This window comes from Streptomyces sp. NBC_01261, from assembly GCF_036226385.1.
Taxonomy (GTDB): domain Bacteria; phylum Actinomycetota; class Actinomycetes; order Streptomycetales; family Streptomycetaceae; genus Streptomyces.
In genome coordinates this window covers 2,550,962-2,567,348 of record NZ_CP108463.1, presented here as the reverse complement: position 1 = coordinate 2,567,348, position 16,387 = coordinate 2,550,962, and the positions used below count along the sequence as shown (strand labels likewise).

Genomic DNA, 16,387 nt, shown 5'->3' with positions numbered 1-16,387 from the left:
GGCTGGTCGTGCCCGCGCGGCGGAGCCGCGATCGACACAGCCCCGCGCCCCTGGAAGAGCTCAGCGTGCCGTGAGAATCCTGGGACCGTTCTCCGTGATCGCCACCGTGTGTTCCACGTGGGCCGCTCTTGAGCCGTCGTTCGTCCTGAGGGTCCAGCCGTCCTTCGCCGCGTGGTAGTCGTCACGGCCGCTCGCGATCAGCATGGGCTCGATCGCGATGACCATGCCGTGGCGGAGGGGGAGCCCGCGGCCGGGGCGGCCCTCGTTCGGGACGCCCGGGTCCTCGTGCATCTGGCGGCCGATGCCGTGGCCGCCGAAGTCCTCCATGATGCCGTAGCCCGCCGTGCGGCACACCGTGCCGATCGCGTGGGCGATGTCGCCGATGCGGTTGCCGACGACGGCCGCGTCGATGCCCGCCGCGAGGGCGCGCTCGGCGGTGTCGATCAGGCGGACGTCGGCGGGGCGCGGCTCGCCGACGATGAAGCTGATCGCCGAGTCGCCGGCCCAGCCGCCCAGCTTGGCGCCGAAGTCGATCGAGACCAGGTCGGCGTCGCGCAGCCGGTAGCCGTCCGGGATGCCGTGCACGATCGCGTCGTTCACGGAGGCGCAGATGACCGCGGGGAACGCGGTGGGCGCGAAGGCGGGACGGTAGCCGAGGAAGGGCGAACCCGCGCCGGCCGCGCGCAGCACGTCGTGCGCCACCTCGTCCAGTTCCAGCAGGGACACGCCCACGTCGGCGGCCTCCCGCACGGCCGTGAGGGCGCGGGCCACGACCTGGCCCGCCTCGTACATCGCATCGATAGACGTGTCCGTCTTCAGTTCCACCATGCCAATTACTATACCGGTATTAGAATGACGGCATGGTACGCACCCCTCTCACCCCCGAAGAGCGCGAACGCGGCGAACGGCTCGGCCGACTGCTCCGCGAGGCCCGCGGTGGCCGGAGCATGACGGACGTGGCGGCGCACGCGGGCATCTCGGCGGAAACCCTCCGCAAGATCGAGACGGGCCGGGCTCCCACGCCGGCCTTCTTCACCGTGTCCGCCCTCGCCGAGGCCCTCGGGCTGTCCATGGACGAACTCGTGGTCAGGTGCGCGCCGTTGGCAGCGTGAAGCGGAGAACGTGACCGCGCCTTGACGGGAGACGTGTGCGGGCTGTGTGCCGGAACGGGTGAGGCGTGCAGGCCCGTGGCACTCGTGCCCGGAGTCGTCTGTGCCTGTCGGATGGCTGCCGCCTCCGCCCGGCCGGCGACCCTGACCGGTGGTGGGGGAGCCCCGGGTCGGCCGCGTCGGGGTCGCGCCTCGCCGACTCTGCCCTGCGCGGTTGCCGCTGCGCTCGGCGCCCGCGAAATGGCCGCGGGGGCGGCGCTCCTCGCCCTGTCGCGGAGCCGGCTCCGCCATCCCCTGGCCCCCCGGTCGGTGCCGGATCCGACATGAACCGGCGGGCGCGGTGTCGGGAGGCGTAGGCTCCGAGATCTCTGCGCCCGGCTCGAAAAGCTTCCGTAGCCGCGTCGTAACACAAATGGTGTTTTCTACGGATCGGAGCATTCCGGTCTGGCGGGAGTTGGGGCATGGCTGTGGATCAACTCCCCGGACAAGTGCGGGAGTTCGCGAACTACCTCGACGGACTCCTGGCGCGCCTGGACCAGGGCGGCGGCTGGTGCGGAGTGTTCTGGCAGCGTGATCCCGACGGCATGCAGGCTTGTCTCGGCGGGCGTGAAGTACCGCCTTGGGACGTCGTGGAGGCGCTCCTCCAGGACCTCGCCGCGGAGTACGGCCACGGTGTCGCGAGCCAGGAGAAGGAACGGGCCCGCGCCCTGCACGCCGCCGCGCTCGCCGCGTTCGACGCCCGGCCCGGCAGTCGGGACGCCCTGAGCGACCGGCTCGACGTGATGCTCCGTGAGCAGAAGTACGCGGCCGAACGGCAGGCGGAACTGGGGCGGTCGCTCAACTCCGCCACCACCCAGGAAGAGGCCGACGCCCTCCGCCTCGACCTCGCCTGGGCCCACGACGACCACGAACGCGCCACCGCCCGCTGCACCGAACTCCGTGCCCGTATCGAGCAGTTGGACAACCGCGCGCACATCCGGAGCGCCGGGACGATCCACCGCGACCGGCACGGCAACGTGTTCCGCGTCGACGACACCTACCAGGACCAGAACACCTCCGCGTACGACGGGAACCAGGCCCAGCACCGGCTGCCCCGCCAGCGCGGCGCCGAGCAGGCGCCGGTCACAGGATCGCAGGGCGGATACGGCCGCCCCGATGGTGCCGATGGGGCGTACCGGGAAGACCGGACCCCGGACACCCGCCACGGCTACGAGGAGTTCGAGCGCGCGAACCCCGACTACGGCAACCCCGACCCCACGTGGGCCGACCTCGCGAGCCCCGAAGCCACCACCCTCACGACCGCGACCGAGACCCCCGAGCAGGCCGACGCCGAGGTCGAGACCCCCGCCCCCGCCCCCAAGCAACGCAAGCGCCGCCGAGGCAGCGCCCGCTTCGCCGGCCTGTCCGAGGACGAGGCCGCCGGCACCCCGGCCCCGGGCCCCGCAGCCGTCGTACCGGAACTCCCCGCTCCCACGCCCGCCGCTCGCCGGACCCCGCGCGGAGCGCGTTTCGCCGGGGCCGCCCGGCCGGTCGAGCGGGCGCAGCCGAAGCGGGAGCCGTTGGACACGGAGGCGCGGCAGGCAACCGTGGAGGCCGTGCGGCGGCTCGTGGGGCTGCGGCGCGAGGGCCGGAGCGGCGAGGCGCACGCGCTGCTCGTCGAGGCCGCGTACTGGCCCGCCGCCCGCTTCCCACTGCTCGCGGCCGAACTGCAGCGCGCCGGGCTCGGCGCGGACTGGGCGACGCTGCTGTGGGAGGCCGCCTCGCTGCCCGCCGACCGGCTGGTCGGCGCGGCGGACGCGCTGGTCGCGGCGGGCCGTACGGCGGACGGCGAGCAGATCCTGCGGCAGGGCGTGGCCCGCCCCGCCGGCGAGATAGGCGAGGCCGTGCTCGCGCTGGCCGCGGAGGGGCGCCGCCGTGAGATCAGCGCGCTTCTCGACGCCTACGTCCGGGTCCGCACCCCCGAGGAGGCGGCCCGCAGTGTCGCCGCCGACCCGCAGCAGCTGGTTCCGCTGCTGCTGGAGGCCGCGCAGGGTGCCTCGGACGAGTGCCACTGGGATCTGGTCCACGCTCTACGAGTGGCCGGCTTCAGCGCGTGAGCGCTGCACTCCACGGAGTCCATGAGATCCGCCTAGGCGGCCCAGCGGCTCACCCACCGGAGGGTGAAACGTGATCGACTCCGCGGGTTAACGGTGATGGTCTTGGCAAGGCTCCTCCGGAGGCTTACGTTCATCCCTCTACGGCCTTGTCTACGGGCGTAGAGGCTCTGGCGTCCCGTCGAAGGAGCAGCTCATGGCCAACGTCGTACGCGCCGCTCTGGTCCAGGCCACCTGGACCGGCGACACCGAGTCCATGGTGGCGAAACACGAGGAACACGCCCGTGAGGCGGCCCGGCAGGGCGCCCGGATCATCGGGTTCCAGGAGGTGTTCAACGCCCCCTACTTCTGTCAGGTCCAGGAACCCGAGCACTACAGCTGGGCCGAGCCGGTGCCCGACGGGCCGACCGTGCGCCGTATGCAACAGCTCGCGCGCGAGACCGGCATGGTGATCGTCGTCCCGGTCTTCGAGATCGAGCAGGACGGCTTCTACTACAACACCGCGGCCGTGATCGACGCCGACGGCACCTTCCTCGGCAAGTACCGCAAGCACCACATCCCGCAGGTCAAGGGCTTCTGGGAGAAGTACTACTTCAGGCCGGGCAACGCGGGCTGGCCCGTCTTCGACACCGCCGTCGGCAAGGTCGGTGTCTACATCTGCTACGACCGCCACTTCCCGGAGGGCTGGCGCCAACTCGGGCTCAACGGCGCCCAGTTGGTCTACAACCCGTCCGCCACCTCACGCGGTCTCTCCGCCTACCTCTGGCAGCTGGAGCAGCCGGCAGCCGCCGTCGCCAACGAGTACTTCATCGCCGCGATCAACCGTGTGGGACAGGAGGAGTACGGGGACAACGACTTCTACGGGACGTCGTACTTCGTCAACCCGCGGGGCCGGTTCGTCGGCGAGGTCGCCAGCGACAAGGACGAGGAACTCGTCGTGCGCGACCTGGACTTCGGGTTGATCGAGGAAGTCCGCCAGCAGTGGGCGTTCTACCGCGACCGCCGTCCCGACGCCTACGAAGGGTTGGTGCAGCCGTGACCAAGGACCTGCTGGGACGCCACCGTGACGTGCTTCCCGACTGGCTCGCCCTGTACTACCAGGACCCGTTGGAGATCACGCACGGCGAGGGCCGGCACGTCTGGGACGCCGAGGGCAACAAGTACCTCGACTTCTTCGGCGGCATCCTCACCACGATGACCGCGCACGCGCTCCCCGAGGTCACCAAGGCGGTGAGCGAGCAGGCCGGGCGGATCATCCACTCGTCCACGCTCTACCTCAACCGGCCGATGGTCGAACTCGCCGAGCGCGTCGCCCAGTTGTCCGGCATCCCCGACGCCCGCGTCTTCTTCACCACCTCGGGCACCGAGGCCAACGACACCGCCCTGATGCTGGCGACCTCGTACCGCAGGAGCAACCAGATCCTGGCCATGCGCAACAGCTACCACGGCCGTTCCTTCAGCTCGGTCGGCATCACCGGCAACCGCGGCTGGTCCCCGACCTCGCTGTCCCCGCTCCAGACGCTGTACGTCCACGGGGGTGTTCGGACCCGCGGTCCCTACGCCGACCTGAACGACGCCGAGTTCATCGCGGCCTGCGTCGAGGACCTGAAGGATCTGCTCGGTCATGTCCGCCCGCCCGCCGCGCTGATCGCCGAACCGGTGCAGGGCGTGGGCGGGTTCACCTCCCCGCCCGACGGTCTCTACGCGGCCTTCCGCGAAGTCCTCGCCGAGCGCGGGGTGTTGTGGATCGCCGACGAGGTGCAGACCGGCTGGGGGCGTACCGGCGACCACTTCTGGGGCTGGCAGGCGCACGCGGAGAACGGGCCGCCGGACATCCTCACCTTCGCCAAGGGCATCGGCAACGGCATGTCCATCGGCGGGGTCGTCGCCCGCGCCGAGATCATGAACTGCCTGGACTCCAACAGCATTTCGACCTTCGGCGGCACCCAGATCACCATGGCGGCCGGCCTCGCCAACCTCGCCTATCTGCTGGAGCACGACCTCCAGGGCAACGCCCGCCGCGTCGGCGGCCTCCTCATCGAGCGGCTGCGGGCCGTCGTCGCCCAGCATCCCGGTGTACGGGAGGTTCGCGGGCGCGGGCTGATGATCGGCATCGAGCTGGTCAGACCCGGCACCGACGAGGCCGACCCGGACGCGGCGTCCGCTGTACTCGAAGCGGCCCGCGAGGGCGGCCTGTTGATCGGCAAGGGCGGCGGCCACAACACCAGCGCCCTGCGCATCGCCCCACCGCTCTCCCTGACCGTCGCGGAGGCCGAGGAGGGCGCCGCGATCCTCGAACGGGCTCTGAGGAGCACGCAGTAACCAGCGGTTGAACAAGGGCGAGTGAGCCGAAGGGGCGCGCCTGTGACGAGAGAGCGAGCGCGCGGAGGCCCGAAGGGTCGAGCACGGTCGGTCTCTCGACACAGGCATCCAGCGCCCCGGAGGCGAACCGAGCCGCGAAAAAAGGGGAAGACCGTCATGACCACCACCCTGGGAACCCTCGGAACCCTGGACGGCCTGGAGCCCGCGCTGTCGGTGCGCCAGGTCCTCGGCCTGGAACGGGTCCTCGCCGGGGAACCCGAGGTGGTGGCCGGCGCGAGCCAACTCGACCGGCCCGTGCGCTGGGTGCACGTCGCCGAGGCCGCCGACGTAGGTGTGATGCTCACCGGCGGCGAGATGGTCCTCACCACCGGGGTGCTCCTCGCCGGTGACGAGGCCGCCCAGGCCGATTACATCCAGTCCCTGCACCGCGCGGAGGCCTCGGCCGTCGTGCTCGGCCTGGGGCGGGCCTTTCCCGCCCCGCCGGACGTGATGCGCCGGGCCGCCGAGCGGTGCGGGCTGCCCATGGTGGTGCTCCACCGGCCCTTCCCCTTCGCGGAGTTGACGGAAGAGGTCCAATCCCGGCTGGTACGGCGGAAGTTCGCCGCCGTCAGCCTCTCCGAGGCCGTACGAACCGCGCTCACCGGACTCATCACCGGCGGCGCTCCGCTGCAGAGTCTGCTCGACGAGGTCGCCGGGCACAGCGCCTGCCCGGTCGTCGTCACCAACCTCGCGCACCGTGTCCTCGCCACGGCGGGGGAGCGGTCCGCGGTGGACGACGTGCTGCGCGACTGGGAGCGCATCTCCCGGCAGGCCGGGGGCAGCGAGGGCGACGGCTGGATCCGCGCCGAGCTGGGCGGGCGAGGGGAGCGCTGGGGCCAGATCATGCTGTGCGGCTACCGCGGCGACACCGCCACCGGACGTCTCCTCGCCGACCGCGCCGCCGAGGCCCTCGTCCTGCACCGCATGCTCGGCGGCTCCGCCCACACCTGGGAGGAGCAGTCCGCCCAGAGCCTGATGACCGACCTGGCGAGCGGTGTCGTACCCGCCCGCCAACTCCTGCCCCGCGCCCGCGCGGCCGGACTCCCGGTCAACCGGCGCACCTTCGTCCCGATGGTCGTACGCGACGGCGACACGGCCCAACTCGACCGCGTTCTACGGCTGTTGGGGCTCCCCGGACTCGTCGCCGAGCTGGCCGACGGAGTCACCGCCGTGCTGCTCAGCCTGCCCCGCGACCAGGACGCGGACGCCCTCGCCGCGCACTTCGCGAGCCGACTGCGCACCGAGTCGGGGGCGTTGAAGGCGGTCGTGGCCGCCGCCGGGCAGCGCACCGTCTGGGACGACGTGCCCGCCGGTCTCCGCGAGGCACAGCACGTCGCCGACGCCGTGGCCGACTCCAGCGACGCCCTCGACCTCCCCGCCGTCGTACGCCTCAAGGACGTCCATCTGCGCGGCCTGATCCGGCTGTTGAGGGACGACCCGCAGGTTCAGTCCTTCGCGGAGCGGGAGTTGGACGGCCTCCTGTGCGCGGCCGACGAGGACCTCCTCGCCGTCCTGCGCACCTACCTGGCCACCGGCCGCAACAAGTCCCGCACGGCCCAGCTCCACCACGTCTCGCGGCCCGCGCTGTACCGCCGGCTGGAGGCGATAGAGGGCCGACTCGGGGTGGACCTCGACGACTTCGAGCAGGCGGCTTCGGTGCACATCGCGCTCCTCGCGCACGACGCGCAACAGGGGTGAAACATGGGACTACCTGGGAAAACGGCGGTGAAACATGCGCCCAGGACAGGGTGACACCGTGGAACGCCACGCGCCCGCAGACGTGACACCGTGCAACTCAAACCGGACATCAGGACTTCCTAGGCTCCTCACACACCTAGCGACCGGAGGTCCCGATGAGCACAGTGATTCGTGCCGCTCTCTTCCAGACAGCCTGGACGGGCGACAAGGAGTCCATGATCCAGGTACACGAGCAGGCGGTCCGCGACGCGGCCGCGCAGGGTGCTCAAGTCCTGTGCTTCCAGGAGCTGTTCTACGGACCGTACTTCTGCCAGGTCCAGGACAAGGCGTTCTACGAGTACGCCGAGGCGATCCCGGACGGCCCGATCGTCAAGCGCTTCCAGGCGCTGGCCAAGGAGCACGGCATCGTCCTGGTTCTGCCGATGTACGAGGAGGAGCAGCCCGGCGTCCTCTACAACACGGCCGCCGTGATCGACGCGGACGGCTCCTACCTCGGCAAGTACCGCAAGCACCACATTCCCCAAGTCCCCGGATTCTGGGAGAAGTTCTACTTCCGCCCGGGCAACAGCGGCTGGCCGATCTTCGACACCAAGGTCGGCAGGATCGGCGTCTACATCTGCTACGACCGGCACTTCCCGGAGGGCTGGCGTGCGTTGGGCCTCGCGGGCGCCGAGATCGTCTTCAACCCGTCGGCGACCTCACGCGGCCTGTCCGCCTACCTCTGGCAGCTGGAGCAGCCGGCCGCGGCTGCCGCCAACGAGTACTTCGTCGGCGCCATCAACCGTGTCGGCGTGGAGGAGCTGGGCGACAACGACTTCTACGGCACGACCTACTTCGTCGACCCGGAGGCCCAGTTCGTCGGCGAGGTGGCCAGCGACAAGGAGCCCGAACTCGTCGTCCGGGACCTGGACTTGGCGAAGTTGCGCGAGGTCCGGGACCGCTGGCAGTTCTACCGCGACCGCCGCCCGGACGCGTACGGCCCACTGACCGCCCCGTAAAACACGCAGGCCTTCGCGCACCTGGGGAGCGCAGCTCCCTCAGGGGCGCGGGGCAGCGTCCACTAGCGGCTTCGCCGCGGGGCGCGCCCAGCCCCCACAGACCCGCACCAGACCACAATCCAGCGGAGTCAAAACAATGAGCACCCGTACCGTAATCCGCGGCGGCCTAGTCATCACCGCGTCCGACGAACTCCACGCCGACGTCCTGATCGAGGACGGCCGAATCGTCGCCCTCGCCGCCTCCGGCACCACCGTCGCCGAGGGCTGGACCGCCGAGAAGGTCATCGACGCCACCGGCAAGTACGTCATCCCGGGCGGTGTGGACGCCCACACCCACATGGAGATGCCGTTCGGCGGAACGAAGGCGGCCGACACCTTCGAGACCGGCACCCGGGCCGCCGCCTGGGGCGGTACGACGACCATCGTCGACTTCGCCATCCAGAGCGTCGGCGGAGCCCTCCGTGAGGGCCTCGACGCCTGGCACGCCAAGGCCGAGGGCAACTGCGCCATCGACTACGGCTTCCACATGATCGTCTCCGACGTCAACGAGGACACCCTCAAGGAGATGGACCTGCTGGTGCAGGAGGGCGTCACCTCCTTCAAGCAGTTCATGGCCTACCCCGGCGTCTTCTACAGCGACGACGGCCAGATCCTGCGCGCCATGCAACGCGCCGCCGACAACGGCGGGTTGATCATGATGCACGCCGAGAACGGCATCGCGATCGACGTCCTCGTCGAGCAGGCGCTGGCCCGCGGCGAGCGGGACCCCCGCTACCACGGCGAGGTCCGCAAGGCCCTCCTCGAAGCCGAGGCCACCCACCGCGCCATCAAGCTCGCCCAGGTCGCGGGCGCCCCGCTGTACGTTGTGCACGTCTCCGCGATGGAGGCGGTCGCCGAGTTGGCCAAGGCGCGCGACGAGGGCCTCCCCGTCTTCGGCGAGACCTGTCCGCAGTACCTGTTCCTGTCGACGGACAACCTCGCCGAGCCCGACTTCGAGGGCGCGAAGTACGTGTGCAGCACGCCGCTTCGGCCGAAGGAGCACCAGGCCAAGCTCTGGCAGGGCCTGCGCACCAACGACCTCCAGGTCGTCTCCACCGACCACTGCCCCTTCTGCTTCGTGGGCCAGAAGGAGCTGGGCCGGGGCGACTTCTCGAAGATCCCGAACGGCATGCCGGGCGTCGAGAACCGCATGGACCTGCTCCACCAGGGCGTCGTCGACGGCCACATCAGCCGCCGCCGCTGGATCGAGATCGCCTGCGCCTCCCCGGCGCGGATGTTCGGCCTCTACCCGAAGAAGGGCACCATCGCCCCGGGTGCCGACGCCGACGTCGTCATCTACGACCCGCACGCCGAGCAGACCGTCTCCGCCGAGACCCACCACATGAACGTCGACTACTCGGCCTACGAGGGCAAGCGCCTCACCGGCCGCGTCGAGACCGTCCTCTCGCGCGGCGAACTCGTCATCACCGAGCGGGAGTACACCGGGCACGCGGGCCACGGCGTCTACACCCCGCGTGCCACCAGTCAGTACCTCAACTAGGAGCGGCGCCAATGGACTTCGGACTTGTACTCCAAACCGACCCGCCGGCCTCGCGGGTCATCAGCCTGATGAAGCGCGCCGAGCGCAACGGCTTCACCTACGGCTGGACCTTCGACTCCGCCGTGCTGTGGCAGGAGCCGTTCGTGATCTACAGTCAGATCCTGGCCAACACCACGAAGTTGACGGTCGGCCCGATGGTCACCAACCCGGGCACCCGCACCTGGGAGGTCACCGCCTCCACCTTCGCCACCCTGAACGACATGTTCGGCAACCGCACCGTCTGCGGCATCGGCCGCGGCGACTCCGCGATGCGGGTGGCGGGCCGAACTCCCAACACCCTGGCCCGGATCAGCGAGGCCATGAAGGTCATCAGGGCGCTCGGCTCCGGCCGGGAGGCGGACCTCGGCGGCACGGTCATCAAGTTCCCCTGGGCCAAGGAGGACGCCCAACTCCCGGTCTGGATGGCCGCGTACGGCCCCAAGGCGCTGAAGATGACCGGCGAGGAGGCCGACGGCTTCATCCTCCAGCTCTCGGACCTCTACCTCACCGAGTACATGGTCAAGGCCGTGAAGGACGCGGCCGTCGCGGCCGGACGCGACCCGTCCGAGGTCAAGATCTGTGTGGCCGCCCCGGCTTATGTCACCGAGGACGACTCGCCCGAGGCGCTCGCCCACGCGCGCGACCAGTGCCGCTGGTTCGGCGGCATGGTCGGCAACCACGTCGCCGACCTCGTCGCCAAGTATGGCGAGCACTCCGCCGCCGTACCCGAGGAACTCACGGACTACATCAAGGCCCGTGAGGGGTACGACTATTCGCACCACGGTCGCTCCGACAACCCCGACACCGCCTTCGTGCCCGACGAGATCGTCGACCGGTTCTGCATCATCGGATCGGCCGAGAAGCAGATCGAGAAGCTCAACGCCCTGCGCGAGTTGGGCGTCGACCAGTTCGCCGTCTACGACATGCACGACGCGCAGGAGGCCACGATCGACGCCTACGGGTCGAAGATCATCCCGGCCGTCAACGCCTGACGCACACGCGCACCACCGCTCAACTCCCCGTCCCCCCACTCCAGTTCTCCCCCTCCCCACCGTCCTGGGGAGGGGGGCCGGAGCCCCCGCACGGCCTTTCCGGATCCGCCCCTCGTTTGATTGGCCTGCCCATGACCGACACCGCTCCCGCGGCCATAGCGCCGACCGCTCAAGTCACCCTCGCCGACGGGCGGGTGGAGCTCGCCCCGGGGTCTCCGCTCCCCAGCGGGCCGTACGCCAACGACGACCTGCTGCCGGTTCCCGTCGAGAAGCGCACCTGGACCACGTACAACTTCTCCGCACTGTGGGTCGGCATGGCCCACAACACGGCTTCCTGGACGCTCGCTTCGGGTCTCATCGCCGTCGGCATGGACTGGAAGCAGGCGGTGTTCACCATCGCCCTGGCCAACCTGATCGTGCTCGTGCCGATGCTGCTCACCGGGCACGCGGGGCCGAAGTACGGCATCCCCTTCCCGGTCTTCGCGCGTGCGTCGTTCGGCGTGCGCGGCGCCAACCTCCCCGCTGTCGTACGGGCGTTGGTGGCCTGCGGCTGGTTCGGCATCCAGACCTGGATCGGCGGTGAGGCGATCTACTTCCTCGCCGGCAAGCTGATCGGGGACAGTTGGGCCAACGCCTCGCACATCGGCGGGTACGCCTGGACGATGTGGCTGTCGTTCGCGCTGTTCTGGGTGCTCCAAGTGGCCATCATCTACCGGGGTATGGAGACGATCCGCCGCTTCGAGAACTGGGCGGCGCCCTTCGTGCTCGTCGGCGCGTTCGTGATGCTGTGGTGGATGAGCGACAAGGCCGGCGGCTTCGGCCCGCTCTTCGACCAGCCGTCCAAGCTGGGTTGGGGCGGCAGCTTCTGGAAGCTGTTCTGGCCCTCCCTGATGGGCATGATCGGCTTCTGGTCCACGCTGTCCCTGAACATCCCGGACTTCACCCGCTACGGCAAGAGCCAGAAGGCCCAGACGTGGGGCCAGGCACTTGGCTTGCCTACGACCATGACATTGTTCGCGTTCCTGTCGGTGCTGGTCACCTCCGGCTCGCAGGCCGTGTACGGCACGGCGATCTGGGACCCGGTGCAGCTGGCGGCGAAGACGGACAACGTCGTAGGCCTGCTGTACGCGTTGGTGACCGTACTGGTCGCGACCCTGTCCGTGAACATCGCGGCCAACCTGGTCTCGCCCGCCTTCGACTTCTCCAACATCGCACCCCGGAAGATCAGTTTCCGCACCGGCGCCCTGGTGACCAGCGTCCTCGCGGTGCTGATCTTCCCCTGGAAGCTGTACTCCGACCCGCAGGGCTACATCTTCACCTGGCTCGGTCTGGTCGGCGGTCTGCTCGGCACGGTCGCCGGCATCCTCATCGCCGACTACTGGATCCTGCGCCGCGGCAAGCTCGACCTCGCCGACCTGTACCGCAAGGGCGGCCGTTACTGGTACGACGGCGGCTGGAACTGGCGGGCCGTCGTCGCCTTCGTGGTGGGTGGCGTACTGGCCGTCGGTGGCGCCGACTTCCACCCGCTGATCGACGGCCGGCCCATCCCGGCCCTGTCCTCGCTCGCCGACTACGGCTGGGCCGTGGGCCTGGGCACGTCGATGGTGCTCTACGTAGTCCTCACGTTGCTGACCGGAAAGCGGACGGAACCGGTGACGGAAGCGGCACCGGAGACCGTCGAGGCGTAAGGACTCCGCGACTCGGGGGCGGTCGGGGCTAGCTGGCCCTGCCGCCCTCCAGCGCGGTCACCGCCTCCTTGGCGGCCTTGATCGCACCCTTGTTGATGACGTCCGTACTCGGCGCCTTCTTGTTCTCGAAGTCGCTGCCGTTGTACGTGATGGTCACCAGCGCGTTGCCCGCGCGGACGATGACCGTGCCCTCACGCGTCTGCTGCTTGTCCTCCGTGGTGAGGTTCACGATCGAGTAGGCGGAGTCGCCGAGTCCGGGGACGACCCCGCCGCCGCTCTTCTCCGTGGTCGTCTCGGTGTACGACTTCTGTGCCGCCGCGTCCGATTCCGTGATCTCGTACGACACGTCGAGCCAGCGGTAGTCGTACCCCTTGAGCGCGTTCCACGAGCAGGTGCGGCGCACCTTCGTGTCCGTCGACGGGATCTCCTTGCCGGCCGTCTTCGCCCCCGGCACCAGCGACTTGATCGTCGCCACCGTCACACTTCCGCACGGGGCGGGGGAGGTGGAGTACGTCTTGGCCACGGGAGCCGTCGACGGGGCCGAGGCCCCGGACGAGGCGTCGGCCTCGGGCGTCGACTTGTGGTCGGCGGTCGTCGTCGCGGCGAACGGCCCGGACGTCAGGGCCCAGCCCATCGCGGCGAGCACGACGACCGGAGACAGACGCGCGGTGAGAGCGAGCGGCAGAGGAAGAGAACGCAAGTCGCACTTCTCGTGGGGGATCACGTGCGGAGCGGGTCCGCACTGCGGACGGGGACGGCCAGTGTCACATGACTGCCTGTGAGGCGGAAGTATGAACTCGCTCCGTGCCCGTGCGGTGACAGCGCCTCACTGTCGACGGGCCGTGTGTCCCCAAATGTCCCTCCCTTGTGCGTGCCTCAGGGTCGGGTGACGGGCACGCGCATCGTCGTCTCGATCCGTTCGACGGCCGCGAACGCCCCGTACGCGACGAGCCGCACGAGACTCGCGTCACTGTGCCGCGCCCCGCGCCAGGCGGCGACATCCTCCTCCGTGATCCGGTACGGCGCGAGCGCGGCCAGCACCGCGAGGCGCGCCGCGGGCCGCTCCCGCCGGTTCGGGAAGCCGCGCAGGACGACCGGTGGATGCGAACCGTCCCAGGCCCACAGCGTCTCCCGTACGAGCGTCCGGTCGTCGGCGTCGAGCAGCTCGGCGCCCACGTGCGCGGCCGTACGCAGCGCGTCGTAGGCCGGGCCCACCGGCGTTCCGGCCGCCCACTCCGGGCCGGGTCCCGGCGCGTCGAGCAGGGGAAGTGCCGCTCCCGGTACGGCAGTTCGGCGCACGGTGCGGGCGACGCTGCGGCCCGCGAGGCTCCGTACGGCCCGGAAGCGCTGGGCGTTGCCCGGGAGAAGCTGTTCGGTCAGCAGGGCCGACACGACGCGGTTGACGAAGTGGAAGGCGAGGGCGGTGCCCAGGTAGGCGGGCGCCTGCTCGCGCGGGAACGGATACGGCGTGAGGGCCGCACCCGGTACCCGCGTCCGGCGGCCCCAGTCGAGCACGCGCGCGTGCTCCTCGTTCTCCGGGGTGCCGCCCCGGGCCAGGTGCTCGGCGAGGGCGTGGTCGCCGGTGGCGTGCAGCAGGACGGTGTGCGCGTCCGCGCAGAACGGGCACTTGTTGGCGAGCGAGACACCGAGCGCGGCCAGCTCCTTGCCGGTGCGGCTGCCGACGCCCGCGATCAACGACTCCCGCATCAACGCCCAGGCGGGGGAGAGGAGTTCGGGCGCGGAGGACAGGACCACGAAGGTCGGGGGCCGTTCGATCCCGAAGTCGACGGCGATCTGCTCGAAGACCTCGGCGCTGCGGCCGGTGGCGGACTTGGGCGACGGTGGCCGGGTGTGCCGGAAGGGTGTGGGCATGGCAGCAGCGTGCGCGCCGGGGGCCGGCCGGGTCGTCGTACGGGCGAAGGCAGTCGGGGCTACGACGGGGAGGTCCGGGGCGGCGCGGACTACTGCGGGGGGAGTAGTCCAGGAGTTGTCCACAGGGCTGACGCCCGTGTCGGCGCGGCGGTCTAGTGTGCGGACATGAGCGGGTATCCGGTCGAAACGACCCCACGCAGGCGACTCGCCGACGCGTCCCTCGCGGTCGTGATCGGCGGCCTCGTCGTGACGGTCGCGGCCTTCGACGCGGACACGACCGCCGTCGACTACGTGCTGATGGCCCTCGCGGCGGCGGCCCTGGCGTTCTACCAGACGGCTCCGAGAGTGGTCCTCGCGGTGACCACGGCGGCGGAGGCGGCCTACGTCCTGCACGCCCACCCGGGGCCGGTCGCCGGTCTGCCCGTCTTCGCCGCCATGCACACGGCGGCCCGCGCGGGACACCGCGGTACGGCTGCCGTGGGCGGCGGGGTGTTCCTGGTGGCGTACTTCGCGACCGGGCCCACGACCCAGCAGGTGGTCGAGCGGACCGCGCTGCTGGCCGGCTGGTTCCTGTGCGCGGTGGTCACCGGCCTCGCCGACCGCAACTGGCAGGCGTATCTGCGCCAGACCGAACAGCGCGCCCTGGAGGCCGAACGCACCCGCGAGGAGGCCGCGTTGCGGCGCGCGGGTGAGGAACGCCTGCGGATCGCGCGGGAGTTGCACGACTCCCTCACCCACAGCATCTCGATCGTCAAGCTCCAGGCGGGCGTCGCCGTCCATCTCGCCCGCAAGCGCGGCGAGGAGGTGCCGCCCGCGCTGCTCGCCATCCAGGAGGCGGGCGGCGAGGCGATGCGCGAACTGCGGGCCACCCTGGAGATCCTGCGCACCACCGAGGAGCCCACCGGCACCCCCGCGCTGCTCGTCGAACGGGCCTGCGCGGCGGGCCTCGCCGTCGAACTCGCGGTGACCGGCGAGGAGCGCCCCCTGGCGGCGACGGTCGACCGCGCGGTGTACCGCATCGTCCAGGAGGCCCTCACCAACGCGGCCCGGCACGCGGGCCCGGCGAAGATCAACGTCCAACTCGACTACGGGCACGAGGACTTGACGATACGGGTCGAGGACGACGGAGCGGCCGACCCCGACTGCCCGCCGAAACCGGGCATCGGCCTCACCGGCATGCGCGAGCGCGTCGCCGCGTTGGGCGGCACCCTGCACACCGCCCCGCGCGCGGAGGGCGGCTTCTCGGTGCGGGCCGAACTACCGCTGGGGGAGACGGGATGATCCGGGTCGCGGTCGTCGACGACCAGGCGCTGATGCGCGCGGGCTTCCGTGCCCTCCTGGATGCCGAGGAGGGCATCGAGGTCGTCGGCGAGGCGGCCGACGGCGAGCAGGGCGTGGCCCTCGTCCGTGCCCAGCTCCCGGACATCGCGCTGATCGACGTACAGATGCCGGTGATGACGGGCATCGAGGCGACCCGCCGCATCGCGGCGGACCCCACCCTCTCGGCGGTCCGGGTCGTCATCCTCACCAACTACGGCCTGGACGAGTACGTCTTCGAGGCCCTGCGCGCGGGTGCCAGCGGCTTCCTCCTCAAGGACACCGACCCGGCGGACCTGCTCCAGGCGATCGAGATCGTCGCCGGCGGCGAGGCACTCCTCTCCCCGGCCGTCACCCGCACCCTCATCGGCGAGTTCGTCTCCCGGCCCCCGGACCGCTCCACCCCCTCCGGCCTGGAACACCTCACCCGCCGCGAACGCGAGGTCACCGCCCTGGCCGCGCACGGCCTCACCAACGAGGAGATCGCCGCCCACATGGTGATCAGCCCGTTCACGGCGAAGACCCACATCAGCCGGGCGATGACGAAGCTCGGCGCCCGGGACCGGGCCCAACTCGTCGTGTTCGCCTACGAGTCGGGACTGGTGACGGCCCGCGCTTCCGAATTCCGTTGCGAGCCGGACACGCCGGATCGCACCCTGGGGCGATGACCGGGACGACAC

The 16,387-nt window shown here is 70.7% G+C and carries 14 protein-coding genes; 11 read left to right on the top strand and 3 right to left on the bottom strand.

Annotation, left to right across the window (positions count from 1 at the left end):
- Positions 1-60: 60 nt before the first annotated feature.
- Entirely contained in the window at positions 61-828 is a 768-nt protein-coding gene (map, locus tag OG226_RS11175) for a type I methionyl aminopeptidase (protein WP_328676865.1), read from the bottom strand.
- A gap of 32 nt (positions 829-860) precedes the next feature.
- Between map and OG226_RS11170 the strand changes: the two genes are divergently transcribed.
- The 9 genes from OG226_RS11170 to OG226_RS11130 all read left to right on the top strand — a co-directional run bounded on the left by OG226_RS11170 (position 861) and on the right by OG226_RS11130 (position 12,518).
- Positions 861-1,112, top strand: coding sequence for a helix-turn-helix domain-containing protein (locus OG226_RS11170; protein WP_019062010.1), 252 nt, complete (start codon positions 861-863; stop codon positions 1,110-1,112).
- Positions 1,113-1,570: 458 nt separating this feature from the next.
- Entirely contained in the window at positions 1,571-3,205 is a 1,635-nt protein-coding gene (locus OG226_RS11165; protein WP_329348760.1) for a hypothetical protein, read from the top strand.
- A 193-nt stretch (positions 3,206-3,398) separates the two neighbouring features.
- Positions 3,399-4,241 (top strand): nitrilase-related carbon-nitrogen hydrolase, encoded by an 843-nt coding sequence (locus tag OG226_RS11160; RefSeq protein WP_328676856.1) that lies wholly within the window; start codon positions 3,399-3,401, stop codon positions 4,239-4,241.
- Positions 4,238-5,524 carry an aspartate aminotransferase family protein gene (locus tag OG226_RS11155; protein WP_328676854.1) on the top strand — a complete coding sequence of 429 codons (1,287 nt, stop codon included), beginning with the start codon at positions 4,238-4,240 and terminating at the stop codon, positions 5,522-5,524. The genes OG226_RS11160 and OG226_RS11155 overlap by 4 nt, the downstream gene beginning before the upstream one ends.
- Before the next feature lie 156 nt (positions 5,525-5,680).
- Entirely contained in the window at positions 5,681-7,261 is a 1,581-nt protein-coding gene (locus tag OG226_RS11150) for a PucR family transcriptional regulator (RefSeq protein WP_329348759.1), read from the top strand.
- Between the two features lie 155 nt (positions 7,262-7,416).
- Complete coding sequence (locus OG226_RS11145) at positions 7,417-8,259, top strand: nitrilase-related carbon-nitrogen hydrolase (RefSeq protein ID WP_328676852.1); 843 nt, start codon at positions 7,417-7,419, stop codon at positions 8,257-8,259.
- Between the two features lie 136 nt (positions 8,260-8,395).
- Positions 8,396-9,799 (top strand): dihydropyrimidinase, encoded by a 1,404-nt coding sequence (gene hydA / locus OG226_RS11140; protein WP_328676849.1) that lies wholly within the window; start codon positions 8,396-8,398, stop codon positions 9,797-9,799.
- Positions 9,800-9,810: 11 nt separating this feature from the next.
- Positions 9,811-10,830 (top strand): TIGR03842 family LLM class F420-dependent oxidoreductase, encoded by a 1,020-nt coding sequence (locus OG226_RS11135; RefSeq protein WP_328676848.1) that lies wholly within the window; start codon positions 9,811-9,813, stop codon positions 10,828-10,830.
- A 131-nt stretch (positions 10,831-10,961) separates the two neighbouring features.
- Positions 10,962-12,518, top strand: coding sequence for an NCS1 family nucleobase:cation symporter-1 (locus OG226_RS11130; RefSeq protein ID WP_329348758.1), 1,557 nt, complete (start codon positions 10,962-10,964; stop codon positions 12,516-12,518).
- A gap of 28 nt (positions 12,519-12,546) precedes the next feature.
- Here the strand turns inward: OG226_RS11130 and OG226_RS11125 are convergent, their stop codons facing one another.
- Together OG226_RS11125 and OG226_RS11120 are read right to left on the bottom strand one after the other, a co-directional pair.
- Positions 12,547-13,218: a hypothetical protein gene (locus OG226_RS11125; RefSeq protein WP_328676845.1), complete on the bottom strand. Its 672-nt coding sequence runs from the start codon at positions 13,216-13,218 to the stop codon at positions 12,547-12,549.
- A 176-nt stretch (positions 13,219-13,394) separates the two neighbouring features.
- A complete protein-coding gene (locus OG226_RS11120; protein WP_329348757.1) occupies positions 13,395-14,390 on the bottom strand; it encodes a carboxymuconolactone decarboxylase family protein in 996 nt (331 codons plus the stop codon).
- A 165-nt stretch (positions 14,391-14,555) separates the two neighbouring features.
- Here OG226_RS11120 and OG226_RS11115 point away from each other — a divergent pair, with 165 nt between their 5' ends.
- Both OG226_RS11115 and OG226_RS11110 read left to right on the top strand, forming a co-directional pair.
- Positions 14,556-15,671 carry a sensor histidine kinase gene (locus OG226_RS11115; RefSeq protein ID WP_328676840.1) on the top strand — a complete coding sequence of 372 codons (1,116 nt, stop codon included), beginning with the start codon at positions 14,556-14,558 and terminating at the stop codon, positions 15,669-15,671.
- The gene (locus OG226_RS11110) at positions 15,668-16,375 is read left to right on the top strand and encodes a response regulator transcription factor (RefSeq protein WP_328676838.1); all 708 of its coding nucleotides are present in this window, start codon (positions 15,668-15,670) and stop codon (positions 16,373-16,375) included. The genes OG226_RS11115 and OG226_RS11110 overlap by 4 nt, the downstream gene beginning before the upstream one ends.
- The last annotated feature ends 12 nt before the right edge of the window (positions 16,376-16,387 follow it).